This window comes from Paenibacillus sp. J22P169 (assembly GCF_059691995.1).
Map to the genome: position 1 here is coordinate 2,660,173 of NZ_JCAUAO010000001.1, position 24,510 is coordinate 2,684,682.

The following is a 24,510-nucleotide window of genomic DNA, read 5'->3' on the forward strand; positions in this document are numbered from 1 at the left end:
ATTAGTTGTCGGACACAGCTTTTTGTGAGCCTCTCTTCACTTTGCCTGGCCAGAACACGGCATTTCCTAACAACATGGTAATCGAAGGAACAAGGAATGGTCTTACGATGAATGTATCTAAGATGACACCAACGGCACAAATCACACCGAACTGCACAAGTACTTGAATCGGCAGCGAGGCTAGTACCGCAAAGGTGCCTGCTAGAATCAAACCGGCTGATGTAATAACACTGCTTGTTGAGCTTACACCTAATCGAATCGCATCTTTCAGAGACAACCGATCCTTTGCCTGCCAAATGCTCGAAATCATGAAGATGTTATAGTCCTCTCCCAGCGCAACGAGGAAGACGAACGCATATAGCGGAATTAATCCTTGAATCGCAGCCGTATCCATAAAATAGTGTAAAATAAGCCAGCCTGCACCTAACGCTGAGTAATAGGAAAGCAGTACTGTTGCGATCAGATAAATGGTTGCGACAATGGAGCGTAAATACACGAGTAACAGTATCGCGATCACGGTGATAACTACGGGAATAACAATCTTGGTATCGCGCTCCACAACCGTTTTGGTGTCATATTGTGTAGCCGTTTCACCACCTACCCAAACTTGAGGTGAAGCTACACCAGCTTCTACAAGCTTCTGCTCCGCACTGCTCCTAATCTCTGGGATTCGATTGATGACATCCAAATCATAGGGATCCTGCTTAAAAATCAACTCATATGCCTTATAATTGGCATCCTTCTTACTATCCTCTGGCTTGCTTACGGATTCTACATAAGATAACTTGGCAAGTGCTCCTTGAACATCTGCGTTCTTACCCTCCGTGTTGACTACAACTTTAACAGGAGCAAGCGATCCTGGTGAAACATGCTCAGACAATAAGCTAAAGCCTTCTCGAGACGGCATTGTGGAAGGGAACGACTCCAAAATGTTATACGTGAACTTGATCTGTGGGGCAAAAGCAGCAAGCGCAATAAGAATGATTAAAGAGATAGCCAGCACACTTTTTGGTTTCTCAGTTACTACACGCCCTAATGCAGCATTTAATGCGCCGACAGACTTTTGCTCGCGAATACGTTTCCCTTTGCGCGCTTCTTTCTCCGCTCGCATTTCTGCCGTCAGAGGAATGAACGGGAAGAAGGACACGCGGCCGATGATGGCAAGCAGTGCGGGAACAAGCGTTAGACTGGCAATTGCCATGATGAAGATCGCTACACTGAATGGGATCGCGAACCGATGATTGGATCCATAGTGAGCGAATAACAAGCCAAGTAAGGAGACAATTACGGTGAGCCCGCTCATCCCGATCGCACCAGTTGAACCGCCGAATGAAACGCGAAGTGCGTTATATTTGTCTTTCTCCTCCAATAGCGCTTGTCGGTAACGAGCAACGAAGAAGAGGCAATAATCCGTTCCAGCGCCGAACAATAAGACGGTCATAATCGAGATGGACTGAGCGTCTACCGTGATCCAACCTTGTTTCGCCAGAAAACCGAGAATTGGTGAAATGATTCCGTAGGCAAATCCTACTCCTACCAAGGGGATAATAGCCAATATTGGCGACCGATACAGTAAAATGAGGAGAATAAGTACGAGCAGCACGGTAGCCATCAATAGGGCAAAGTCGGCTCCTTTGAACAGGGCAGTCGCATCCGTTTGAATCCCTACAGGACCTGTTATCCGGGCATGTAATCCTTCTTCATCTACGTTAGCTTCGAAAGGGTCACTGCCTAACTGACTAACTGTTACTTCTTCCAGCTGCTTCATGCTTTCCTGAAGAACTTCCGTTTGCGTTCCTTCGTTGAACGAAATCGGCAGAACCAGAAGCTTGCCGTCCTTGGATACCATGCCTTTTAGCGCTGGCGCCGGCATCTGATGCAGCGGAGGCAATCCCTTCTGAGCGGCTAACGGTGTTTCGGTAAGCTGTTTCGTTACCTTTTGAATAGCTGCCAAATCTTGATCTGTCAATCCTACACCTCGATACCAAACGACAAGAGCGGGAATGCCTTCATTACTTGGAAACTGCTCCTTCATCAGCTCAGTTGCTTCAAGCGACCAAGCATCGGATGGCAGTTGCTGTGCAGCATTATTTTCTTGTGAATTGACGTTAGGTAGAAAGACAGATAGAATGCCAGTAAGTAAAATCCAAATGGCCAGTGTTACCCATTTGCTGCGACGACCTGCAACTAGGCCGCCAATTTTACTGAAAAAAGGGTTTTCATGCATATCGTAGCCTCTCTCTCAAAAAATGAAATAGTGATATAATTAATCTTGTAGCAGAATTAATTATATATACTACATAGTTAATTAATCAAGCTTTATTTAGAATTGTCTCAGGAGTGACACAAACTTATGGAAAAAAAATCAAAACCTCTCGGCAGACCCCGTGTCTCACACGGAGAAATGCCTCTTAATCAGAAAATTTTAATGACGGCCATTCCCTTATTCTTATCTCGCGGCTTCGAGTCTGTCTCCATGGATGATATTGCCAAAGAATGCCAAGTGACAAAAGCATCGGTTTATTATTATTTCCCTTCCAAATCCGATCTGCTTACAGCTTCTATGGTTCAGCTCATGGATAACGTCAGGCAAATAACCATCAAGCGCTTAAGTGAGCCCGCTCCTCTTCGTGAGAGACTGCTCGGAATTACCGAAGGACATCTGAAAGCAATCGATTTCGATCTCCATTCCTTCATGCGCAAGATGGAAGCTACACTCTCGGAGGAGCAAATGAAAGCCATGCGTAAATCCGAGCAGGGCATCCTAGATGTACTCGAGCATGAGTTTCAAAAATCAATCGATACTGGTGAAATCGGTCCTGTCAATCCTCGTGTGATCGCACGCGCCTACACCTCCCTCCTTATGATGGGTCATGCGCGTGATGGGAACGGGCATAACATGTTTCCACATGAGGGTGAAGCTGCATCTCAAATTATCGACATTCTCTGGCATGGCTTATACCCGCCGAAATGAATACACGAAAAAAGAAGCAAGCCCGAGCAATCTCCGTGACAAGGAGGCGCTGGGCTTGCTTCTTTCGTGAATGTTACTCAGGAACAAAAAAGACAGCCCCGAGTGAACCCGAGAACTGCCTTTATTGCTTGTGCTATGACACTATTTATAAGTAGGGAGTCCCAGAATCTTATAATTTGGTGACGTTAGCTGCTTGAGGACCACGGTTTCCTTGAGTAATATCAAACTCAACGGATTGGCCTTCTTCTAATGTTTTGAATCCTTCGCCCTGAATTGCGGAGAAGTGAACGAATACATCGTCGCCTCCATCAACAGAAATAAAACCGTACCCTTTTTCTGCGTTAAACCATTTCACTGTACCCTTCAAATGAACAACCTCCTAAAAATATCGCCATCTATGACGAATAAGGAAATTATACCATTTGCATGGTGAAAAATCAACGGAAATTCCGAGGTGGATAAGCTGAAATTTGTTGATGTACCAAGGTTTTCCACTATGCAGAGGGCTACTTTTTTATGCTTAAATATTGATGAGAATTTGGTAAAAAAGGTAGACTAGCTTCTCTCTTTTGAACGGTAAAACTGTCACCTTCCAATTCGCTGATTAGGACATGGAGCTGGGCATATTCCACTTGCCGGAAACTCAGCAACGGATATAATCTCACTTCGCCGCCTTGCTTGCAAACTCGAAGCAGTTCCCGAATCGCAGCTAAGTGAAATGCATAATCAAACTGCTCTTCATATAGAAACAGAAAATGACTGCACAACACGAGGTCGAAGCTCTCCGCTTCAAACGGAAGTGAAGATAAAGAAGCTGTATGATATCTAGCTGCGCCTTCCGAGCTTGCATAGTCTTCGATAAATCGCTGAAGCGCTTGGATACGACCTTCCTTATGGTTCTCAACAGAACCGTAAAAAGTCCAATCGTACACATTCGTTAACTTCGCCATCTTCGCAGCAACAAGTTCAATCTCATGCCGACCATGCTCGGCAATTGCACTTGGCGACTTCTCATACAACGGATCAACCGCCTCAGCGTAGGTTCCAAGCTGCCTGGCTTCTGCCGTAAACGAAGATGCGCCACCTGCGACATCCAATACCCGTTTGCCAATTAATTCGGCTGTCTGTAACATAAACATTTTCTCATACTCCACATACGATCTCGAGGTCATAGCAACCCCAACTTGCTCATAAACAGGCTTCTGTTCCATGCTCATCTCTCCTCAACTCGGCTCATAACCCCTTCCCTCTGGAAAGGATTAGGAGAATTCTATCATGAGAGATTCCCCAGCGCAACAACAAAATAACGAAAAAAACGATCCCCTTGTTTGGAAATCGCGGCATTTTATGATACCATTGTTTACATCTATAAGCTTATTACAGAAACGAGGAAAAAAGCCATGTCGCATCAACCCTTCAAAAGACATACGATTTATAAAAAAGATAAATGGAACATGCTCAATGTCGAGGTTCAGGGCACGAAAATTGTGCTAACCGAAATTTCCGACCAATGGGGCGAAGAGTGCCACACTTTTATTGGACGACCTGCTATGCTGCACTGGGCTAGCGAGCGATTTGCCAAAGATAAATTCGATGGCACCGAAGAAGAATGGCAAGCCATTATGGATGCTTTCAAAAACGTATAATTTTTTTGTTCTATTTTGAAACGCACTGCATATAATAAACGTATAATCTCATAGTAACACTCCAAAGGGGAGTAGCTGATACAGTAAAGTCGTCAATTCGGATCCTCATCAGATCCCGGCTTTATTGGCAACGACAACGTTGTTAGCAAGACCTTTGCCATGTTCATTGGTGAAGGTCTTTTTTGATGAATTAGAGCCTTCACCGGTCATCGGTGCTGGGCTCTTTTTGCATCTAAAAACCTTGAAGGAGTGTGTTCGCGTATGGATTGGTTGTCAACGGGCTTTTTCGTCTCTCTGCTTAGTATTATCTTGATTGACTTGGTGCTGGCAGGTGATAACGCTATTGTAATTGGGATGGCCGCACGTAATTTGAAAAAGGAAACGCAAAAGAAGGTCATTCTCTGGGGCACGGTTGGCGCGATTATTATTCGAGCTTTGGCCACGCTTATTGTAGTTACATTGCTCAAAATACCTGGACTGCTGTTAATCGGCGGTATCTTGCTTCTATGGATTTCGTATAAGCTTCTCAGCGAGAAGAAAAATCATGAAAATATGCAAGTGAAGGACAGCATGTGGGCCGCTATTCGAACCATCATTATCGCTGATGCGGTCATGGGTCTAGATAATGTCATCGCAGTAGCTGGTGCCGCACACGGCAATTTCCTACTCGTGGTTATTGGTCTACTGATCAGTGTTCCAATCGTGGTCTGGGGAAGCACATTATTCATTAAGTGGATTGAAAAGTATCCGTCGATTATTTATATCGGTGCTGGCGTACTTGCACTTACCGCAGGAAAGATGATTACAGGTGAAAAGTTCCTTGCCCCCTTCTTCGAATCCAACCTGTTAGGGAAATGGTTATTCATTGGTCTTCTTATCGTCCTCGTGCTGGGCGCGGGCAAATGGTCGAAAATGATTGGCTACCAGGTAAGTGTCGGGGATAGCGGACAGTTAACACTTCCCAAAGAGCTTAGTGAAGAAGCACAGATATCCCCTGAGGATCGCTATACCGTCAAAATGGATTCTCGCGGCAAATTCATTCTTGTTAAAGAGGAAGACGAGGAAGAGTCGACTAGAGACACGATGCAGCATGCCGGTTGAAAAAGGAGTTTGACCCCGCATAGCGAAAATTAGTATGATACGAAACAAGTGTCATACTCTACAGGAAAAAGGATGATTTTCGATGACCGATTCTGGATCTATTCTCACATTTGTAATTGTATCCTTTTGCCTGGCGATCATTTTGATAATGAAAAAAGACAGCCTTCCGGCACAAATGAAACGTTACCTTGCTTTATTAGCGATTGTTATGGTTTCCATATCCTTCGTTCTGATCTTACTTAGCTTCTTCCGAGCAGGAACTTGAATTTCCTTCCATATGCGCTCGTACATCATGGACGACAGAGTCGTTTGTTTTGTATAATAATAATTGATTACGCAATCGGTCATACTAGGTGAAAACCATGGAATGGGATTTCAGTTAGAACATCCCTCATGGGAATACGCCGGGAGCGATGACCGCAATGCGCCTTCTTTATGTAACGGCTGTAATGGGAATTCTGCTAAGCTCAATCCCTATAGCTGACTTACACGCAAAGGATACCAGCTTACCCCAATCTCAAAACAAGGACAGGAGGGCTCCGATGACTCAATTATTGGAACGCAAGCAAGTACCGGCCGAGCACCGTTGGCAGTTGGAGGATTTATTTGCCGATCAGAAGGCTTGGGATCAAGAATTTCAAGATGTGAAAGGCTCGCTTAGCAAAGTCAGCGCCTTCCAAGGAAAACTTACCGACGCCGCAGCTGTGAAGCAAATTTTCCAGTTGGAAGATGAGCTCTCTGTAAAGATGGAAAGATTATATGTCTATGCCAACATGAAGCATCATGAAGATACAGCTGAACCTGTTTATCAGGCATTATCCGAAAAAGCAAAAAAACTCAGTGTTGAAGTTGGAGAAGCAGCTTCCTACATTTCACCTGAAATTCTAAGCCTTTCGGACGAAAAGCTTCAGCAGCTTGTGAGTGATCCTTCCTTATCTTTTTATAAAGATACGCTTGAAGAAATGATTCGTCAGAAGCCTCATACGTTAAGCAAAGAACAAGAAGCGCTTCTTGCTCAAGCGGGTACGATGGCAGGCGCGCCTAGCACGATTTTTGGCATGCTGAACAATGCTGATCTGAAGTTCCCGAAAGTGAAGAACGAAAAAGGTGAAGAAGTCGAGCTTACGCATGGCAGTTATATTCAATTCCTTGAGAGTCGTGATCCGGAAGTTCGAAAAAATGCGTTCAAAGCGGTTTATGAAACGTATCGCAATAATCGGAATACCATTGGCGCGACGCTAAGCGCAAACATCAACAAAAACATTTTCTACGCTAAAGCGCGTCATTACCCTTCCGTTCTTGAATCCACACTGTTTGGGGACAATATCAAGAAAGAAGTGTATACGAACTTAATTTCCACCATTCATGAATCCTTGCCTCAGCTGCAGCGGTACCTCAAACTCCGTAAAAAGCTGCTCAAGGTCGATGAATTACATATGTATGACCTATTTGCACCGCTCGTTGAAGAGTTCAAAATGGATATTACTTATCAGCAAGCAAAAGAAGAAATCAAGAAAAGCTTGGCTCCGCTAGGTGAAAATTACTTGAAAATTCTTCAAGACGGCTTCGACAATCACTGGATCGATGTCTATGAGAACAAAAATAAGCGCAACGGTGCTTACAGCTGGGGTGCTTACGGCACACATCCTTACGTACTGTTGAACCATAAAGACAATTTGAACAGCATGTTTACACTGACACATGAGATGGGTCACGCGATTCATTCTTATTTGTCGGATGAGAATCAAGAGTATCGTTATGCGCAATACACGATTTTCTTAGCTGAAGTTGCTTCAACGCTCAATGAAGCCCTGCTCATGGATTACCTATTGAAGCGTGTAACGGATCCGAAGGAAAAAATGTACTTGCTCACGTACTACGCTGATCAGTTCCGTACGACGGTATTCCGTCAAACGATGTTCGCTGAATTCGAAATGATCACGCATGAAAAAGCAGAAGAAGGCGAGTCTCTAACTCCACAAGAGTTCAGTGAGATCTACTATGGCTTGAATAAGCTCTACCATGGCAATGACATGGTTGTGGATCAAGATATCGAGATGGAATGGGCTCGGATTCCTCACTTCTACAACAGCTTCTATGTTTATAAATATGCGACAGGCTTCTCTGCTGCTACTTCCTTTGCGAAGCAGATTTTGGATGAAGGCCAGCCAGCGGTTGACCGCTACCTCGGCTTCCTCAAAAGCGGCGGCAGTGACTACTCGCTGAACATTCTCAAGAAGGCCGGCGTGGATATGTCTACACCTGAGCCGATCAAACAAGCGATGAGCGTATTCAGCTCGTTGCTGGATCAAATGGAAGAGCTCACGAAGTAATTGAATGATCGATATACCCCCTCTCCAAGTCAGAGAGCGGAATGTAAGACTAAAAAGGTTGAAAGCCTCTGCTTTCAACCTTTTTCTTAAACTCGAGAGGATGATGGACACTTGAAAATACAATGGATTCTCATCAGTGCTTTAGTGTTTGCTTTACTTACGGCGGTTTTTGCTGTCGTCAATGTGGATCCCGTGCAAGTGAATTTCATATTCGCAACGACTTCCACACCTCTGATTCTCGTCATTTTAACTTCAACCTTACTAGGTGGTCTAATTGTCGGTCTCTTCGGTATGGTTCGTCAATACAAGCTGCAGCGTAAAGTGAAACAACTAGAAAAGCAACTTCAAGAAGCGTTACATCCGACAGCTGCATCGTCAACTGAATCCAATTTAGAACAAAGCGAACCAAGTGTATAAGGCGAGACAAATTCCCCCTCCGATGAATGATGATCCTGCATTAACGGCATCATTGCTCATCCCTCGGAGACCACGAATTTGTCTAGCTTTCCTATTACAATGCTCCTGTTTCTCAATCGTTTTACCACAAACCTCACAATGAAACATCACCTGCAACGTACCCCCTAGCCAGGAATCGACGAGCGATCCTCCTAATCCTGCAAGTGCACCCAGCAAGATTAGGAGCACGATCGAGCTGTTCACCACTTCCGACTCCCCGAGTTGATTTAGAATCCCCCCTATGAGACCGATAAAAGCCCCTCCAAGAATAGAAGCTAGCAACCCTAAACCCGTAATTCCTCCTGAAGTTCCTGCCGTTACCCTTTTCCCTGTTACGATAGAGCGTGGGATTGACTTACTCAACCCGCCGATTTCCGTAGCCCAAGTATCCGCGGTAACTGTTGCCATAACGCCTATATATATCAACCACCAGACCGGATTTGGCCAGATGGCATTTCCGATGCAAAGCAACAAACCCAAACCTCCATTGGCAGCAACTTGGCCTGCATCACGTCTCCCACCTTTGGCATAGCCACTTTCAGCTACAGCCTTACGCTGATGTTTGAGATTCGATAGCAAGCTAGAAGAGATAAAGAACGCGATAAGTGTCCCAAACCACGCTAGGCTGCCAAGTGCATACATCGTTGTTCCTAGCAGCACCGCTGCAGTCAGACCCGATACAGATAAGGAACGTTTCCAAAAGGCTGCGCCTGCTATGATCACGCTGCCTACGAAGCCATAAACTATCGGCAAAAACAGCATAATTAGAATTCACTCCTTTCATATTTCTGAGATCAAATTTATATGTATATTGTATCATAATCCACTCAAGACTCTTTATTGCGCGACTCGTAAAGTAAATTCGACAAATTTCAGTAATTTCTGCAGAATCATAACCAATAACAGCCAAATATATGATACTATGATAGGGAAAAGCGATAGGAGGCTGACATGGAGCAAGATCAATTCACTACCAATTCCCGATTCAAAAGAGACCTGGAGCCCGAGGAAATGCTGCGTGTCATTTTCGAATATGCTTCCAAGATTGCGAACGAACGTATTCTTGATCATGTACTAATGCTGATGGCGGATATGGGTCGTGAGATGATTGTCTCCGATCGTTGTACTGTCTGGCTGCTCGATACACAAAAGAATGAGCTTTGGTCCAAAGTCGCTCATGGTCTTGATGAAATTCGGATCCCCAGCACTGCTGGTCTAGTCGGCTATTCAGTAACGAATGATCAAGCTGTCTTCATTCATGACGCTTACACCAATGAGGAATACAAATCATATTTGCAAAATGGTGCTATCCGTACGGATCAACAAACTGGTTATCGTACGAAAGCCCTCATGGTGATCCCCTTCCGGAATAGCCAAGGTGAGATCATGGGTGCTTATCAAGCGATTAATAAACTAACGGCTAGCGAACAATTCTCCGACAAGGATATGGAATATTTAACGTTGGCCTCCTCCTATGCAGGAAAATCATTAGAATCTGCTCTGCTCACAATGGAAATTGAAGAGACGCAGAAAGAAATTATTTTCCGAATGGGCGAAATTGGCGAAAGTCGTTCCAAGGAAACAGGAAATCACGTAAAGCGTGTTGCTGAGTATTCATATTTGATAGCACTTGAGTTAGGCATGAGTCAGGAAGAAGCGGAACTGCTCAAAATCGCGTCCCCGATGCACGATATCGGCAAGGTAGCGATCCCTGATGCCGTCCTGAACAAGCCGGGCAAGCTGACAGAAGAAGAGTTCAAGCTTATGCAAAATCATACGCTGATCGGCTACAACCTGCTTCGGAATTCGACCCGCCATATTCTTAAAACGGCTGCAGTCGTTGCATATGAACATCATGAGAAATGGAATGGGCGTGGTTACCCCCGCGGTATTAAAGGGGATGAGATCCATATCTACGGTCGTATCACGGCCATTGCCGATGTTTTCGATGCTCTTGGCAGTGATCGCGTCTACAAAAAAGCCTGGGAGCTCGATCGCATCCTACAGCTGTTCCAAGAGGAACGCGGCGAGCATTTCGCCCCCGTTGTAGTGGATGCCTTTTTCAAACAATTACCGGCCATTCTCCGCGTAAGAGAGCAATACTCGGATGCAGCCTTAGCCAATTCTATTGAATCTTAATACATAGAAGTTGAAAAGGCAGTCTCACAGGTCGATGTGACCTCGGAGACTGCCTTTTTATATTACATACGAATGGTAAAAGCTCCGAATTGCTCTTCTCCCCAGAGAAGTTCTAAACGGTCGCCATCTTTGACAGGACCTACGCCTTCTGGAGTCCCTGTGTAAATGATGTCGCCAGGCCCCAAACCATAGTGCTTCGCAATATAATCAATGATGGTTTGAAGATCGAAGATCATAAGGGAGATGTTGCCGTCCTGCACCACTTGCTCATTCTGATGAAGCTGGAAGTTCGTTTTCGTCAATTCCGAAGCTCCAGGGAACGGACGGAAATCGGTGATCGGCGCCGACTTTAGAAAGCCTTTGGCAGGCAGCCATGGTTGTCCCTTTTTCTTAATCACATTCTGCACATCACGAAGTGTAAAATCAATCCCAAGTGCATATTGATCAACGATTTCATCGACTTTAATGCCTTCTGTGTACGGCTTCGAAATATGTAAGACGAGTTCAGCTTCATAGTGAATCTCACCTTGATCACTAGGAAGTGACAGAGCGCCACCATCTATCTGTACTAACGCATGTGTAGGTTTTGTAAAAATCATCGGTTGTTCAGGAACATCATTTCCAAGTTCTGCGGCGTGTGCGCGATAGTTGCGTCCAACGCAATAAATGTTTCGGATCGTTGCTGTCATGTTAGATGAACTCCTCTTATTTCTTAATCAGATTTCCTTGGGCATCTACACCAGCCCCTATAGAAATTTTGCTTAATCGTTGAAATAGCTTTTCTCCATCTTCCGTACTCATCGGAGTCGGCAAGGCTGATTTGGTCAAAATGGGTACCAGATGAATATTGCAAGACTTATCCTTCGAGCAGGCAGCTTCCAGGATGACCGTTTCCCAAGTTTTTGGGGTGTCATTCGTCGTAAAGATGAAGTTGCCTAAGCTATACGCAATCCATTTGCCCTTGTATTGCTCAAAGCCTTGCAGGACATGCGGATGTCCGCCAATGACTAGATCGGCTCCAGCATCAATGTAACGATGCGCGAGTTCCTTTTGGTTTTTGTCCGGATTGTCATCACGTTCAACGCCCCAATGTGCCACAACAACTACAAGATCAGCCGATGCTTTCGCTTTTTCAATCGATTCAACAGGTACCTTATAGCTGTAAGTTTCGGCAACACCTGGATGCCCAGGGGCAGCTTTCCATGAAGCTTCTGGCACGACGCGGCTGAAACCAAAAACAGCAATCTTAATGCCATCTTTTTCCACGATCACCGGTTGGTAGGCTTCTGAGTTATCCTTACCTGCACCCACTCGTTTAATGCCCTCTTGATCCAGCGCCTTCATCGTATCTAGCAAGCCTTCTGTTCCATAATCCATCACGTGGTTATTCGCTAGATTCACAATGTCGACACCTGCTTGCTTCAGCGGGGGCAACGCCTCAGGCGAAGAACGATACACATACTCCTTACTTTGAACACTGCCTCTAGTCGTTATCGGTGATTCCAAATTTGCAATTGTAAAATCAGCTTTAGTTAAGTAGTCTTTCACATTCGTATACGGGTAATCAAAGCCTTTTTGCTTTAGAATATCTTCCACTTTGGAGGCCATAATCACATCACCCACAAACGTTAATTTCACTTGTGAGCCTGTACCCACTGGGTTTACCACTGTTGCATTCGCAGATGGTGTTGGTGTCGGGGTAACGACAGTAGAAGCTTTGGGACTAACAGTAACCGTCGAGCTGCCATTCGAAGTGGAGGTCGATGGTTTAGGCGAAATAATTGCCATCGGTGTTGAAACCGCTCCGTCTTCTTCCCCATTATTAGAAGTGGAGGTCCAATAGGAAGCCCCGATTCCAATGGCGAAACAAGCAATCGCTGCAACTGTAAAGCCACCCAAAACTTTAAGTGAAGGCTTTTTACTTGGGTTTGAATCTTTTTTCGATTTACCGTGACGTTCTTGTCTGGATTCCAATTAAAACATTCCCCTTTCCCCCTACAAATTATAACAGATGTCGACATCGTTGGGTAATAGGGAGAGACTCACATTTTCAGATTGTCTGCCTTGTGGTATAACTAAGCAATACTAGGTTCGTTTTTTGGGAAAGAAAGGAAACGAGTGACATGGAGAAAATTGCAATAATTTCTGATATACATGGTAACCTGCCTGCTCTAGAAGCCGTACTTCACGATATTTCGCGCAGAGGCATCACACGTATTTTCTGCTTAGGCGACCTCGTGGGCAAAGGTCCTAACTCCGCCGAGGTTGTAGATCTCATTCAACAAACCTGTGAAGCCGTCGTGCAAGGCAACTGGGATCTAGGTATTACGCTTCCGCAGGAGCAGCCGGCTGGCTTGTGGCAACAGCAATCGCTTGGTGAAGAACGTCTTGCTTATTTGAAGCAGCTTCCCTATGCGATCAATGTGAAACTCAGCGGGAAGCATATACGATTGTTCCACGCATCAGCTCAGAGCGTCTTTCATCGATTGAAGCGTGAAGCTACGAAGAATGAGCGATTAGCGATGTTTGAAAATACAGAGATGACCGGATCCTTTGCCGATGGGAATCTGCCGGATATTGTCGGTTATGGGGATATTCATATCCCTTATATGTTGACGCTGAACAATCCCTCAGAGAAGAGGGATTGTGAGGGTACGGATGCAGGGAAAAGGAGTGTGCTGCACAACGAGGGTTCTGTGCAGTTTGCAAGTGCGAATAGCGAGACACGTAGTGAGATGCTGGACGAGAATTCTGTGCAGTGTGCAAGTGTTGCCGATCGCAGCGGGTTGCTGCTGTTCAACGTTGGGAGCGTCGGTGTTCCCTATGATGGCATACCCCAGGCGAGTTACTGCGTAGTGGAAGGTGAGACTGATCCTGGGGCTGAAGCAGGGTTCGCACTACAATTCGTGCGGGTGCCTTATGATTTAAAGCGTGCTGTACAGTTGGCGTATGAGGTTCAGATGCCGGATAGCAGACGATATGAGCTGGAGATCACGACGGGATTGGTGCATTTAGGTGGTTAAGTATAACCACCCCCTTCACCTAACTCCTATCTCCCCACCTCCAAACAAGAAAATGGAAAATATCCAGCTATTTTCAGCTCAAAACACACTTTTGCTCAAATAACTGGATTTTAGGTAGTTAATTTTCGCTCCTTCCTTCATTTCCGCGTAAAACGAGGAATTTACATGTAGTTTTTGAATCTAATCCGTTCAATCTGCAAAAATCCCGAAAATTAGATGGAGGTTTTCCATTTATTCGACAGCCTTGCGAATCCATAATGATTTTACCCTTGGATAAATAATTATGGAAATTAATTCCACCACATGCTAATATAGGGGTACTGGAAAGTGAGGCATGGAAACGAATGAAGCTAAACTGGCGTAAAATCATACTTGTTATCGTTTGTGCTGAGTGTTTGTTCATCTACTGGAACGGCCTTAGTACAATGAGCTTCAAGAAACAACAGACGACCCACCTCGCTCCCACTACTCAACCTCAGGCACCATTAACACGCATTCCACCACAAATTCAAGAGAAGCCAAGAATCGATTCCGATTTACATACGAAGGATAAAGCCTCCTAACAACCTAACATAGCAAAAGAGCGATAGACTGCCGTTGCAGCCGATCGCTCTTTTTGTCATCTACGCTATTTCACCCGAGCTAACGCTAAACCATCATACGCTGGAAGAATGGTGCTTTCCAACCTCTCATCTGTCGCGATCCGTTGATTAAACGTTCGCATCGCTTGAACCGATGCCTTCGTTTGCTTCTCATCCACGACTTTGCCGCGCATCAGTGTATTATCGCCTGCAATGATCGCACCTGGGTTCGCCAGCTTGATCGCGAGCTCCAAATAGTTCGGATAATTCACTTTATCCGCATCAATAAAGAAGAAATCGAAGCGCTCTCCTTGCTCCAGCAGCTCGTTCAAGTGATCGAGAGCTTCGCCAATCCGATACTCCACTAATTCGCCGAGTCCGGCGTCGGTCACGTTTTGCTTCGCCACATCGGCGAAATCCTGCTTGAGTTCGAGTGAAATGAGCTTGCCGCCCTCTTTTAACCCACGTGCCAAGCAAATTCCGCTGTATCCGCCTAACGCACCGATTTCTAACACCCGCTTCGCACCTATCATCCTAACCATCATGGTTAACAGTCTGCCATATCCTGGCGCGATGGAGATCTCGGGCATGTTGTGAGCAACAATGACCTCCTTCACCTTTGTTAGAACGGCATCTTCCTCGTATAAACCTTCCATGTAGCTTTCGGCTGAGATGGTTTCCATGTATTTGTCCTCCTAAAATCGCATCATTCGAATGATCTTTGTGCTGCTCGTTTGTAAGTGTAACCTATTTGTCCTATACTTGTTAATTGTATGAGTTTTCTGAGCGTTGTACAACCCGGATGGAAGGACTATACCTATGCCACAAAAAATTGAACTAATCGCCACTTGCCCGATGGGACTTGAGGCAATCGTCGCCCGTGAAATCCGTGATCTCGGCTATGAGGAAATGACCGTCGAGAATGGACGTGTTCGTTTCTTTGGTGACGAATTAGCTATCTGCCGCACTAATCTTTGGCTGCGAACGGCAGATCGCGTCCTCGTACTTATGGGGCAATTCAAAGCAACCACCTTCGATGAGCTATTCGAAGGCACCAAAGCTCTGCCTTGGCCAGACTGGATTCCAAACGATGCCGAATTCCCTGTTGAGGGTCGTTCCCATAAGTCACAGTTATCCAGCGTTCCTGCGTGCCAAGGGATCGCCAAGAAAGCCGTCGTCGAGAAAATGAAGCTTCGCTACGGCACCGAGTGGTTCCCCGAGAACGGGGCACGCTACGTAATCGAGGTCGCACTTCTGAACGATATCGCGACATTAACGATTGACACAACCGGACCAAGCTTACACAAACGCGGCTACCGCAAGCTCGTGACCGAAGCGCCGCTGAAGGAAACCATGGCTGCAGCCATGATCATGTTGAGCCGCTGGAACGTGGATCGGCCGCTTTACGACCCGTTCTGCGGGTCGGGGACCATCCCGATTGAGGCTGCGATGATCGGTTGGAACATCGCGCCAGGCCTGCGGCGCAGCTTCCCTAGCGAAGCTTGGGGGAACATCCCCCGCAAGCTTTGGGACAAAGCCCGCGACGAAGCCTTCGACGCGGTGAAAGACAACGTGCCGCTGCACATCGTCGGCAGCGATATCGACCCTGCTGCCATCGAAGTGGCAGAGGCGGCCGCCAAGGCAGCTGGACTGACGAAGCAGTTCCAGCTAAAGGTTGAGCCGATCGCCAAGGCGCGCCCGCGCGGCGACTATGGCTGCTTGATCACCAACCCGCCGTACGGCGAGCGTCTTGGTGAAGCACCGGATGTTGAGCTGGCGCTGCGCGAGCTCGGCGCATTAACGCGTCCGATGCCGTCGTGGAGCCTATTCATCCTAAGCCCAAGCACACAACTCGAACATTATATGAACCGCCGCGCCGACAAGAAGCGCAAGCTGTTCAACGGACGGATCGAGTGTAATCTGTTCCAATATCTAGGTCCCTTGCCTCCGCGCAGAAGAGACTAGTTAAACAAAATCCCTCACAATGACCTCTATTCTCGCTTGCATTCGTCAGCAGCCAGACCGAGCCTTGTGAGGGATTTCTGTTATCCTGATGTTCTGTTATTGATGTTCTGTTACTGATGTTCTGTTACTGATGTTCTGTTACTGATGTTCTGTTATCCTGATGCTCTTTTATTCAACAACCTCTACCAACTCCAATGGCAGCCCATCAGGATCAGCGAAAAACGTATAAAGATTCCCTGTGATTGGATCAATGCGAACAGGCTCAACCGCGATGCCCTTCGCTTCGAGTTCTTGTACACTTTGCTCCATGTCTGTAACAACAAAAGCCAAATGCCGTAAACCCCGCGCCTCTGGTTGATTCACACGTAAGGGCGGATTCGGAAACGAGAACAATTCAATCTCTTGCTCGGTTTGCCCAATACGCAAATCCAATTTATACGAATCTCTCTCAGCGCGATAGGTTTCCTGAATGACCGTGAGTCCCAGTAGCTCCACATAGAAATGCTTGGAGTGCTCGTAATTCGAACATATAATTGCAACGTGATGCATCTGCTTTAAATCCAATTTGATCATACCTCCCGACAAAGAAAAAAACCGCATGCTGGGCTGCTCCCATCCTGCGGCTTATCCTCTTATTTTACCCTGCTGCTTGCATGGTTTCAACAATTTTATGTAGAACTTCATCAGCATGCTCGTATGCGACTTGGCAAGTACCTGCAGCGTGGTGTCCGCCTCCGCCATTTTGAAGCATCAAGTCACCAATGTTCGTTAACGCTGTACGATTGACAATGCTGTGACCACATGCGAATACGCAGTTTTGTTTATTTCGGCCATCCACGATCCAAATCGACGTATTTTGCTCTGGATGGAGCGCATAAACCATAAAACGATTGCCTGGATATATCGTCTCTACATCGCGAAGGTCCGTAATAATAACATTGCCTTCTACCCGCGTGTAGGTTTGCAGCATGTCCCTGTAAAGGGCATCCAACTCAAAGTAACGAGCTACACGCTCTTTGACATCTGGCAGCTCCATAATCTCGCTAACGGACTTCGTTGCACAATGTGCAACCAGATCCTCCATCAACTGATAGTTGCTGATTCGGTAATCCCGATAACGCCCCAACCCTGTACGAGCATCCATGATAAACGAAAGCAAATCCCACCCGTTCGGATTCAAAACATCTTCTTTGCTAAACTGAGCAGAGTCCGCTTTATCTACACCTTGCATAATATCGTCGATATCACGGAAGGTTTCTTTGCCGCCATAGTAATCATAGACAACGCGTGCGGCGCTTGGAGCGAGCCGAGTTTCCCCTTTAAACGAAACCTCTTCACCCATCCGTGTCAGTTCACTTGCATGATGATCAAACCATAATCCGCAGCCTGGAACATAAGGCACATTGGCCAAAATATCATTCTCATTTACTTCAATAAGGCCGTCCTGCATATCTTTGGGATGGACAAATTTCATTTCATCCACCATGTTTAATTGTTTGAAGAGCATCGCGCATACTAAACCATCGAAATCAGAACGTGTGATTAATCTCATGCCATGCATCTCCTTTGATATAGTTCTTAAGAACTACGAGTTATGATGGTCATATTATATCAGCTAGTGTCGATACGTGACAATGAGAAAATCACTCGCCATACGCATGGCATGATTTCTGATTATAAAAAAAAGAACGATTCACCTAAATAGGTTGAACCGCTCTCAATTTGGAGGATAGGCACTGAAATAATCTTGTTAAAAAACCTTCGATTTGAGCCATTGGGGGCATTTTCACTGACAGCTTAACTTCGCCCTTCCAGTAGAAAATGAGAATGCTATTGTTTCTTCCGTGAAACATTTCAACATCCCAACAAGCTTCGTTCAATGCATATTCTTCTCGGTTTATCATGAGCTTAGGTCCATCCGTGGATGGCACCAAACGCGCAACATGGTTACCGCATAACGATGTTGCTTTCTGTTCATCCTGCAATTGCTCTTCCGATTTCATGCCGCTAGGGCCTCCTTCGTTCAACTTGTTCCATTTGTTTTAATTTGCTTCGCTATGACAGAGAAAAACCCCACCTTAGTGAACCGACTAGAGGGGTTCTTAAGTGAATTCCCAATCGTTCGGCGGCTGGCTGGCCGTTTGTCCTTTTCAGGAGAAGAGAGGCCCCTGTAGCTTTGCGTCACTGGCTTTCGCCAGCTTTGCCTTTATCGAGATGACTTACAAATTCTGATTAGATGAAGCGATAAACGAGACATCCTACACTCTCAAGAATAAGGGATGACGATTTGAATTCGAATAGTTCGCAGGAACTATTTTTACGAATTCCATCAAAATGTTTGCATTTTCGACGTTATTTTTACCGAATTTTGACGTTTTGTGCCTTTCCAATAGAAAATGGACCCTACCAAAGACAAAATAGCAATCACGAGAAAGAGCGTTTGACCTCCATATGAAACCAATAAGAAGCCGCCAATCCATGGCCCCATAAAATGTCCGATATTCGTTAACGTTTGAGCACCATAGTAGGTTCCACGCATTTGTTCAGGCGCCAGCTTATCAATCAACATGTTTGCTGCCGGATAGTTTAGAATTTCACCAAATGTGAAAATTCCCATGGAAATAATGAGCCATATGAGCGAGTGCGAGAAAGCAAACCCGATATCTCCTAATGCGAACATTAAATTCCCAACGACAATGGCTGTTAACGGTTTATACCTCTCCGCCCATTTACCGAGCGGTATCTGCATAACAATAACGACGATGGCATTGGCGCTCATGAGAATCGCAAACATTTTGACCCCATTAGCAAAATCTCTCTGGAGGTACTGCGACAACGTTACCATAACCTGAGAGTACCCAATCGCCCCGATAATTCCCCCGACAATGTACAAACGGAAGGTCATATCCTTACGAATGACTCCCCACGCCGAACGGAAAGTCACAATCGCTTTCTTCTCACCTTCGATTTTCTTAATGCCGAACTTAATAAGAAGTGCGTAAAGCGTAATGCCATAGATTAAATAAATAATACCCGTGAGCAAAAATGGCAAAGCTCCATTCATTGTCGCAAAGAATGCTCCCAACAATGGACCTACAGCCACACCTACGTTAATCGCCATGTATCGAAGTGAAAATACCTGCCTCCTTTTGGACGTCTCTGTGAGATCTGCCATTAAGGCTTGCGACACGGGCTCGTAGAATGAGCGGCAAAGTCCATTCAACATATTAAGCAGCATAAATAGGACTGGTAACTTCACTACGCCGAAGCCAAGGAATACGAATCCCCACCCGAAGAGCGCCGCGAGCATGATCACGCGTCGTCCAAAACGATCTGACAAGGTGCCCCCGACAAAACCGCCGAAAGTACCCGCTAAAGCCCCCATGCCAATGACGATCCCAATAAGCCCTGGGCTCATGTCCGAATGCTTAGCCAAATAGATCGCTAGAAAAGGTAAACTCATGGAGGACGCAGCCCGGGCCATGACCGTACCTAAGAGTAGCGTATGTACGATAGGATGATAGGATTGAAGAAAATAACGTATACGATTCATAGACGATGACTCCTCTCGCAGACACACGAATTACCCTACGGTTAATTAATTGACGCCGAATTTCAATTATACACGAAAAGCGCGGAATGTGTCGTAATTTCGAACTGGGAACTTCAGCTTTTTCTATGTGCCTTCACTCAGATGGTATTTATTGGGTGAAGGTTTTATAATGGCGATATGGAGGTGCTAGCGATGAAAATAGCGATTACAGGTGGCAGTGGTTTTATTGGAAAAAGATTAATTTCCTACTGGTTGGGGCAAGGTCATGAACTTATCAATATATCACGCTCATCCTCAAAGCAGATTTCCGGTGTCCGAACGATTACATGGGATGAGTTGGAGAAAAATACTGACCTTCTTCACGGACTCGATGCCATTGTAAATTTGGCGGGTGAATCCATTAGTCAACGTTGGACAGCCGCGGCTAAGACTCGGATTGTTCAATCCCGATTGCAAGCTGGGGAGCGAGTAGCCAAGCTAGTTGCCAACATGAACCCAAAGCCTAAGGTTGTTGTGAATGCGTCTGGTATGTCTTATTACGGCACTTCAGAGACGGATACCTTTGACGAGAAAAGTCCTTATCGACATACAGACTTCTTAGCAAGTGTCGTCAAGCAATGGGAGGCTGCTGCTGATCTTATTCAAGGCACACGTGTCGTAAAGGTTAGGGTTGGCCTTGTTTTGGATAATAAAGAAGGTGCCTTTCCCAAAATGGCACTCCCTTACAAGCTCGGTGTAGGCGGCACCGTTGGCAGTGGCAGGCAATGGGTTTCGTGGATTCACATCGAGGATATGGTTAGACTGATTGATTTTTGCGTTCACAACGAATCCATTGTAGGTCCTGTGAATGCTACGGCGCCCAATCCTGTCACCAATAAAGATTTCGGACGCGAGATTGCGAAAGCGATGCGAAGAGCGAATTTGTTTCCAGTTCCTGCTTTCATGATGAAGTTAATTTTTGGGGAGCTTTCTGTGCTGCTCTTGGAAGGTCAGAAAGTGATTCCGCGCGTATTGCAACAGAAGGGATTTGAATGGCGCTTTCCTACGGTAGCAGGTGCTCTTGGAGATTTGGTAAAAAAATAGCTTTTCATTCAAATAAAAATTGTGTACAATTAATTTGTGCGAAATAATAGCGACGGAAGGTAGTGATAAGATGAGCGTACATCAATTTCAAGTGAAGACGATCCGCGGTGAAGAGACATCCCTCTCTGCGTATAAAAACCAAGTCCTGCTCATTGTAAATACAGCAACGAAATGCGGATTTGCACCTCAATTCAAAGGGCTTCAGGAACTCCATGACACCTATAAAGATCAAGGCTTTAGCGTTCTTGGGTTCCCTTGTAACCAATTCAAGGATCAGGAGCCTGGCGATGACGCGCAGGTTGAACAGGCGTGTCAGATTAATTTTGGCGTCAATTTCCCGCTTTTCTCCAAAATTGATGTGAATGGTGCGGGGACCCACCCGTTATACCGCTATCTGAAAAGCAAGGCATCTGGTCTATTCGGTTCGGGCATTAAGTGGAACTTCACTAAATTTCTCGTGGATCAGGACGGTAATGTGATCAAACGCTTCTCCCCGACAACGACACCGCGCAAAATCGAACAGCAGATTAAAAAGCTTCTAGAGAAATCCCCTGTTCATGCTTAACTCGACTCGCATGAAAAAAAGCATCCAGTCCAATTGGACGGATGCTTTTTGGTTATTTTACGTATTTCTTCGCTTTTTCGATGGCTTCGTCTTCCGTTGCGCCTGTAATGTAGCGGCCATTAATAAATATAAATGCGAACCGCGAACATGGACCGCAATACGACTTGCACGCAACCTTGACTTCAGTATCCGGTGCGATAGCACTTATTTTGGCAAGTGCTGATTTCACCTTCATGTGTTTGCATTTATCACAAATGCGAATATCATTCCGCATTAGTGGTCTCCGTGGTTCCCCTTGCTTGGGTTAGTAATCATGAAGCCTTCTTCTGGTGTGTAGAAGTAGTCAATACGAATACCGTCTAGAAGCGGCTCTGTTTGATCTAGCAAAACATCAATGCCTTTATCCGTGTTTACGACAACATCATTTGCTGTTTTATCATCAAGACCCAAACCATAGTGAGCATGATCACCATGCTTATGCGTCACTTGTACACGAACCAACAAACCTTGGTTTTCTTCTTTATTAAGCTCCAATTGAAGTACCTTTGCTGCATTACGAGAAATTTTGACTTTCATATGTACACATCTCCTGAAACAATAAATTTTAACTCTATTGTAAAGAATCTAGAGCATGAAATCAACCTTGTCCTATTCTGCCCTTCTATTGCCAAATTTCCTAAGGAACTTTAAAATAGATAGTAGTATGAGTATTCATCCCTTATTACAAAATGTTAACTTACTAACCTAAAAGTAAGTATCCTACACGACTTTGATGAAAGGAAGCGATCTCATGTCAACGCTTGAAAATGAAAAAGTCGCTCCACTTAGCAATTATGTTCCCAAAATCCCCAAGGAAATCGAATGTTCCGTCGAACGAACACTAGAAGTCATTGGCGGGAAATGGGCATTTCTTGTACTTCGTGAATTGTTCTGTGGAACGAAGCGCTTCGGAGAGCTGCAGCGTCAAATTACGGGCATAAGTCCGAAATCCCTCACGGATATTTTGCGCCACCTTGAAGAACATGGGGTTCTAGAGCGTATGGCATTCCCAACAGTTCCTGTTACTGTCGAGTACACGTTGACACCAAAAGGGCAGGATCTGCATCAAATTATTAGAGAGATGAAGCTTTGGTCAGCAAAATGGACATAATGAACAATTAGGGATACACGAAGAGGAGAGGAACTTGATGATTACAATCAAATCAAAAGAACAAATTGAAGCCATGGGGAAAGCAGGCCGAATCCTTGCCGATTGTCATAAAGAAATCGCGAAGATGATTCGCCCAGGCATTACTTCATGGGAAATCGATCAATTCGTTGAAGGCTTTCTGGCTAAACATGGTGCTACTCCAGAACAGAAAGGCTATCACGGCTATCCCTATGCAACCTGTGCATCGGTGAATGACGTCATCTGCCATGGCTTCCCCAAGAAGGAACCTTTGAATGATGGTGATATCGTTACGATTGATATGGTCGTTCGCATCGATGGATGGTTAGCAGATTCCGCTTGGTCATACGCAGTTGGCAATATTTCGCCTGTTGCTGAAAAGCTTCTTCAAGTTACGAAGGAATCTCTCTATAAAGGCATTGAAAAAGCTGTGGTCGGCAATCGCATTGGGGATGTTTCTCATGCTATTCAAGTCTACGCGGAATCACAAGGCTTCTCCGTTGTTAGAGATTTCATTGGTCATGGTATTGGCTCCGAAATGCATGAAGAACCACAAGTGCCTCACTATGGACCTGCAGGCAAAGGGCCGCGCATTAAGGAAGGCATGGTCTTCACGATCGAACCGATGCTTAATGTTGGTAAATTTCATTCTAAAGTCGATCAAGATGGGTGGACAGCTAGAACGTACGATGGCAGCCTATCTGCACAATATGAGCATACGATTGCGATTACAAGCAATGGACCGATTATTCTAACTGAACAATAATGATCTGGAGGAACAGGGATGCTTTCTTTTTACAAGAAATATTGGCGAACGGTATTTGACATTGGGCTCATCGCATTAACCGTCTACTTATTCATGCTGTTGTTCAGTTATTTGTACGCCATCGCCACGCCAATCTTTCTGGCCTTGATCATTTTCATGATGATCGAGCCTCTGGCTCGCTTCTTGAATCGCAAAGGCATGAGCAAATCGTTAGCCTCAGCTATTTCAACCTTACTGTTCGTATTGATCATCCTTGGTGCTTTGGCCGGTGCTGTCGTCATATTTACCAGCCAGATCATGAGTCTTGTTGACAAAATCGATGATTATGCTGCGGTATTTAATGACCAGATCATCAATCGAATCGCTGAGTTAAATGATCGATTCCAAGCTTTACCTGATGATGTAACTGGCAAAGCGAAAGATTATGCTGGACAATTTGCCGGAAAAGCTTCTACCTTCCTTGTTGCCTTTTTATCTGGATTGGTCGCTTCCCTGACCTCTTTCTCCACGTTCATGTTCAATTTCATCGTCGGCATCATTCTCGCATACTTCTTAAGCATCGAAATTGAATCTTGGAAACGGATCGCAACTGAACAAACGCCAAATACCTTTAAATCAGCTTTCTTTTTCTTAAAAGAAAATGTCGTTAAGGGTATTGTTTCTTACATAAAAGCACAAGCCAAGCTCATCACGTTGACCTTCATCGTTGTATTTATTGCCTTGCTCGTACTTAATGTGAACAATGCATTTTCTATCGCGCTTCTGTCTGCGATCTTCGATGTCCTGCCATTGCTCGGTGTTTCCACCTTATTCATTCCGTGGATTATCTACTTGTTCATTGTTGGCAATACAACACTAGCGATCTGGCTTAGTGCATTGCTTCTCGTCGTCATTCTCGTAAGACAGATTATGGAGCCCAAAATCACAGGTGAATCACTGGGTGTATCGGCATTTACAACCTTGGCCTTCATGATTGTATCGCTATCCCTATTTGGTGTGGCAGGCGTAATTCTCTCGCCCGTGCTGATCATTCTGATTAAGGCCTTACATACGCAAGGGTATTTACAGCGCTGGATCCGCAAGCCTGAGAACGAATATACCGAAGGAAAGCTGCCGTATACCGGCAATTAGCTGTTATTACAAAACCCCCAGTCTTC

The 24,510-nt window shown here is 45.3% G+C and carries 25 protein-coding genes, 1 pseudogene and 1 riboswitch; of the genes and pseudogenes, 13 read left to right on the plus strand and 13 right to left on the minus strand.

Features of this window, described 5'->3' with window-relative positions; translation table 11 throughout:
- Position 1: 1 nt before the first annotated feature.
- Complete coding sequence (locus tag AC58QG_RS12195) at positions 2–2,227, minus strand: MMPL family transporter (protein WP_497362303.1); 2,226 nt, start codon at positions 2,225–2,227, stop codon at positions 2–4.
- A 126-nt stretch (positions 2,228–2,353) separates the two neighbouring features.
- Between AC58QG_RS12195 and AC58QG_RS12200 the strand changes: the two genes are divergently transcribed.
- Entirely contained in the window at positions 2,354–2,974 is a 621-nt protein-coding gene (locus tag AC58QG_RS12200) for a TetR/AcrR family transcriptional regulator (RefSeq protein ID WP_497362304.1), read from the plus strand.
- Positions 2,975–3,143: 169 nt separating this feature from the next.
- Here AC58QG_RS12200 and AC58QG_RS12205 read toward each other — a convergent pair whose 3' ends face one another.
- Together AC58QG_RS12205 and AC58QG_RS12210 are read right to left on the minus strand one after the other, a co-directional pair.
- Positions 3,144–3,341, minus strand: a complete 198-nt coding sequence (locus tag AC58QG_RS12205) for a cold shock domain-containing protein (RefSeq protein ID WP_028556542.1) — start codon at positions 3,339–3,341, stop codon at positions 3,144–3,146.
- 139 nt (positions 3,342–3,480) lie between these two features.
- Entirely contained in the window at positions 3,481–4,185 is a 705-nt protein-coding gene (locus AC58QG_RS12210; protein WP_497362305.1) for a class I SAM-dependent methyltransferase, read from the minus strand.
- A 189-nt stretch (positions 4,186–4,374) separates the two neighbouring features.
- Here AC58QG_RS12210 and AC58QG_RS12215 point away from each other — a divergent pair, with 189 nt between their 5' ends.
- The 4 genes and pseudogenes from AC58QG_RS12215 (at position 4,375) to AC58QG_RS12230 (ending at position 8,471) form a co-directional block, all read left to right on the plus strand.
- Positions 4,375–4,620, plus strand: a complete 246-nt coding sequence (locus tag AC58QG_RS12215) for a hypothetical protein (RefSeq protein ID WP_310225134.1) — start codon at positions 4,375–4,377, stop codon at positions 4,618–4,620.
- A 261-nt stretch (positions 4,621–4,881) separates the two neighbouring features.
- Positions 4,882–5,523, plus strand: a pseudogene (locus AC58QG_RS12220) (TerC family protein); the annotation flags it as partial.
- A 740-nt stretch (positions 5,524–6,263) separates the two neighbouring features.
- Positions 6,264–8,054 (plus strand): oligoendopeptidase F, encoded by a 1,791-nt coding sequence (gene pepF, locus AC58QG_RS12225; RefSeq protein WP_497362306.1) that lies wholly within the window; start codon positions 6,264–6,266, stop codon positions 8,052–8,054.
- A gap of 111 nt (positions 8,055–8,165) precedes the next feature.
- Positions 8,166–8,471, plus strand: coding sequence for a LapA family protein (locus AC58QG_RS12230; protein ID WP_497362307.1), 306 nt, complete (start codon positions 8,166–8,168; stop codon positions 8,469–8,471).
- On the opposite strand, the gene AC58QG_RS12235 is transcribed toward AC58QG_RS12230, so the two are convergent.
- A complete protein-coding gene (locus AC58QG_RS12235; RefSeq protein WP_497362308.1) occupies positions 8,445–9,272 on the minus strand; it encodes a DUF92 domain-containing protein in 828 nt (275 codons plus the stop codon). The two genes, AC58QG_RS12230 and AC58QG_RS12235, sit on opposite strands and share 27 nt — an antisense overlap.
- 189 nt (positions 9,273–9,461) lie before the next feature.
- On the opposite strand from AC58QG_RS12235, the gene AC58QG_RS12240 reads away from it, so the two are divergent.
- Entirely contained in the window at positions 9,462–10,649 is a 1,188-nt protein-coding gene (locus tag AC58QG_RS12240) for an HD domain-containing phosphohydrolase (RefSeq protein WP_497362309.1), read from the plus strand.
- 62 nt (positions 10,650–10,711) lie between these two features.
- Here the strand turns inward: AC58QG_RS12240 and AC58QG_RS12245 are convergent, their stop codons facing one another.
- Complete coding sequence (locus AC58QG_RS12245) at positions 10,712–11,338, minus strand: fumarylacetoacetate hydrolase family protein (protein ID WP_497362310.1); 627 nt, start codon at positions 11,336–11,338, stop codon at positions 10,712–10,714.
- A 16-nt stretch (positions 11,339–11,354) separates the two neighbouring features.
- Entirely contained in the window at positions 11,355–12,623 is a 1,269-nt protein-coding gene (locus tag AC58QG_RS12250) for a CapA family protein (RefSeq protein ID WP_497362311.1), read from the minus strand.
- A gap of 149 nt (positions 12,624–12,772) precedes the next feature.
- Between AC58QG_RS12250 and AC58QG_RS12255 the strand changes: the two genes are divergently transcribed.
- Positions 12,773–13,672 (plus strand): metallophosphoesterase family protein, encoded by a 900-nt coding sequence (locus AC58QG_RS12255; protein ID WP_497362312.1) that lies wholly within the window; start codon positions 12,773–12,775, stop codon positions 13,670–13,672.
- A gap of 628 nt (positions 13,673–14,300) precedes the next feature.
- Here the strand turns inward: AC58QG_RS12255 and AC58QG_RS12260 are convergent.
- Positions 14,301–14,936, minus strand: coding sequence for an O-methyltransferase (locus AC58QG_RS12260; RefSeq protein WP_497362313.1), 636 nt, complete (start codon positions 14,934–14,936; stop codon positions 14,301–14,303).
- Between the two features lie 136 nt (positions 14,937–15,072).
- Here AC58QG_RS12260 and AC58QG_RS12265 point away from each other — a divergent pair, with 136 nt between their 5' ends.
- The gene (locus tag AC58QG_RS12265) at positions 15,073–16,218 is read left to right on the plus strand and encodes a THUMP domain-containing class I SAM-dependent RNA methyltransferase (RefSeq protein WP_497362314.1); all 1,146 of its coding nucleotides are present in this window, start codon (positions 15,073–15,075) and stop codon (positions 16,216–16,218) included.
- A gap of 168 nt (positions 16,219–16,386) precedes the next feature.
- On the opposite strand, the gene gloA2 is transcribed toward AC58QG_RS12265, so the two are convergent.
- The 4 genes from gloA2 to AC58QG_RS12285 all read right to left on the minus strand — a co-directional run bounded on the left by gloA2 (position 16,387) and on the right by AC58QG_RS12285 (position 19,771).
- Complete coding sequence (gene gloA2 / locus AC58QG_RS12270) at positions 16,387–16,782, minus strand: SMU1112c/YaeR family gloxylase I-like metalloprotein (RefSeq protein ID WP_497362315.1); 396 nt, start codon at positions 16,780–16,782, stop codon at positions 16,387–16,389.
- A gap of 73 nt (positions 16,783–16,855) precedes the next feature.
- On the minus strand, positions 16,856–17,770 hold the full coding sequence (locus AC58QG_RS12275; protein ID WP_497362316.1) for an exopolyphosphatase: 915 nt from the start codon (positions 17,768–17,770) through the stop codon (positions 16,856–16,858).
- Between the two features lie 145 nt (positions 17,771–17,915).
- Positions 17,916–18,221, minus strand: coding sequence for a hypothetical protein (locus tag AC58QG_RS12280; RefSeq protein WP_497362317.1), 306 nt, complete (start codon positions 18,219–18,221; stop codon positions 17,916–17,918).
- Between the two features lie 118 nt (positions 18,222–18,339).
- A riboswitch (cyclic di-GMP riboswitch) is annotated at positions 18,340–18,433 on the minus strand.
- 114 nt (positions 18,434–18,547) lie between these two features.
- A complete protein-coding gene (locus tag AC58QG_RS12285; RefSeq protein ID WP_497362318.1) occupies positions 18,548–19,771 on the minus strand; it encodes an MDR family MFS transporter in 1,224 nt (407 codons plus the stop codon).
- 192 nt (positions 19,772–19,963) lie between these two features.
- Between AC58QG_RS12285 and AC58QG_RS12290 the strand changes: the two genes are divergently transcribed.
- Both AC58QG_RS12290 and AC58QG_RS12295 read left to right on the plus strand, forming a co-directional pair.
- Positions 19,964–20,854 (plus strand): TIGR01777 family oxidoreductase, encoded by an 891-nt coding sequence (locus tag AC58QG_RS12290; protein WP_497362319.1) that lies wholly within the window; start codon positions 19,964–19,966, stop codon positions 20,852–20,854.
- Between the two features lie 70 nt (positions 20,855–20,924).
- The gene (locus AC58QG_RS12295) at positions 20,925–21,419 is read left to right on the plus strand and encodes a glutathione peroxidase (RefSeq protein WP_497362320.1); all 495 of its coding nucleotides are present in this window, start codon (positions 20,925–20,927) and stop codon (positions 21,417–21,419) included.
- Positions 21,420–21,471: 52 nt separating this feature from the next.
- Here AC58QG_RS12295 and AC58QG_RS12300 read toward each other — a convergent pair whose 3' ends face one another.
- The gene (locus AC58QG_RS12300) at positions 21,472–21,693 is read right to left on the minus strand and encodes a YuzB family protein (RefSeq protein WP_028556521.1); all 222 of its coding nucleotides are present in this window, start codon (positions 21,691–21,693) and stop codon (positions 21,472–21,474) included.
- A complete protein-coding gene (locus AC58QG_RS12305; RefSeq protein ID WP_068662170.1) occupies positions 21,693–21,995 on the minus strand; it encodes a heme biosynthesis protein HemY in 303 nt (100 codons plus the stop codon). The genes AC58QG_RS12300 and AC58QG_RS12305 overlap by 1 nt, the downstream gene beginning before the upstream one ends.
- A 214-nt stretch (positions 21,996–22,209) precedes the next feature.
- Here AC58QG_RS12305 and AC58QG_RS12310 point away from each other — a divergent pair, with 214 nt between their 5' ends.
- The 3 genes from AC58QG_RS12310 to ytvI are packed head-to-tail and all read left to right on the plus strand — an operon-like array spanning position 22,210 to position 24,484.
- On the plus strand, positions 22,210–22,569 hold the full coding sequence (locus AC58QG_RS12310) for a winged helix-turn-helix transcriptional regulator (protein WP_056616422.1): 360 nt from the start codon (positions 22,210–22,212) through the stop codon (positions 22,567–22,569).
- Between the two features lie 37 nt (positions 22,570–22,606).
- A complete protein-coding gene (gene map, locus AC58QG_RS12315) occupies positions 22,607–23,353 on the plus strand; it encodes a type I methionyl aminopeptidase (RefSeq protein ID WP_310222393.1) in 747 nt (248 codons plus the stop codon).
- Between the two features lie 18 nt (positions 23,354–23,371).
- A complete protein-coding gene (ytvI, locus tag AC58QG_RS12320) occupies positions 23,372–24,484 on the plus strand; it encodes a sporulation integral membrane protein YtvI (protein ID WP_497362321.1) in 1,113 nt (370 codons plus the stop codon).
- The last annotated feature ends 26 nt before the right edge of the window (positions 24,485–24,510 follow it).

Coding starts and splice junctions, on each gene's coding strand:
- AC58QG_RS12195 (WP_497362303.1), bottom strand. CDS start 2,227: ATGCATGAAAACCCTTTTTTCAGTAAAATTGGCGGCCTAGTTGCAGGT.
- AC58QG_RS12200 (WP_497362304.1), top strand. CDS start 2,354: ATGGAAAAAAAATCAAAACCTCTCGGCAGACCCCGTGTCTCACACGGA.
- AC58QG_RS12210 (WP_497362305.1), bottom strand. CDS start 4,185: ATGGAACAGAAGCCTGTTTATGAGCAAGTTGGGGTTGCTATGACCTCG.
- AC58QG_RS12215 (WP_310225134.1), top strand. CDS start 4,375: ATGTCGCATCAACCCTTCAAAAGACATACGATTTATAAAAAAGATAAA.
- pepF (WP_497362306.1), top strand. CDS start 6,264: ATGACTCAATTATTGGAACGCAAGCAAGTACCGGCCGAGCACCGTTGG.
- AC58QG_RS12235 (WP_497362308.1), bottom strand. CDS start 9,272: ATGCTGTTTTTGCCGATAGTTTATGGCTTCGTAGGCAGCGTGATCATA.
- AC58QG_RS12240 (WP_497362309.1), top strand. CDS start 9,462: ATGGAGCAAGATCAATTCACTACCAATTCCCGATTCAAAAGAGACCTG.
- AC58QG_RS12245 (WP_497362310.1), bottom strand. CDS start 11,338: ATGACAGCAACGATCCGAAACATTTATTGCGTTGGACGCAACTATCGC.
- AC58QG_RS12255 (WP_497362312.1), top strand. CDS start 12,773: ATGGAGAAAATTGCAATAATTTCTGATATACATGGTAACCTGCCTGCT.
- AC58QG_RS12260 (WP_497362313.1), bottom strand. CDS start 14,936: ATGGAAACCATCTCAGCCGAAAGCTACATGGAAGGTTTATACGAGGAA.
- AC58QG_RS12265 (WP_497362314.1), top strand. CDS start 15,073: ATGCCACAAAAAATTGAACTAATCGCCACTTGCCCGATGGGACTTGAG.
- AC58QG_RS12275 (WP_497362316.1), bottom strand. CDS start 17,770: ATGAGATTAATCACACGTTCTGATTTCGATGGTTTAGTATGCGCGATG.
- AC58QG_RS12280 (WP_497362317.1), bottom strand. CDS start 18,221: ATGAAATCGGAAGAGCAATTGCAGGATGAACAGAAAGCAACATCGTTA.
- AC58QG_RS12285 (WP_497362318.1), bottom strand. CDS start 19,771: ATGAATCGTATACGTTATTTTCTTCAATCCTATCATCCTATCGTACAT.
- AC58QG_RS12290 (WP_497362319.1), top strand. CDS start 19,964: ATGAAAATAGCGATTACAGGTGGCAGTGGTTTTATTGGAAAAAGATTA.
- AC58QG_RS12295 (WP_497362320.1), top strand. CDS start 20,925: ATGAGCGTACATCAATTTCAAGTGAAGACGATCCGCGGTGAAGAGACA.
- AC58QG_RS12300 (WP_028556521.1), bottom strand. CDS start 21,693: ATGCGGAATGATATTCGCATTTGTGATAAATGCAAACACATGAAGGTG.
- AC58QG_RS12305 (WP_068662170.1), bottom strand. CDS start 21,995: ATGAAAGTCAAAATTTCTCGTAATGCAGCAAAGGTACTTCAATTGGAG.
- AC58QG_RS12310 (WP_056616422.1), top strand. CDS start 22,210: ATGTCAACGCTTGAAAATGAAAAAGTCGCTCCACTTAGCAATTATGTT.
- map (WP_310222393.1), top strand. CDS start 22,607: ATGATTACAATCAAATCAAAAGAACAAATTGAAGCCATGGGGAAAGCA.
- ytvI (WP_497362321.1), top strand. CDS start 23,372: ATGCTTTCTTTTTACAAGAAATATTGGCGAACGGTATTTGACATTGGG.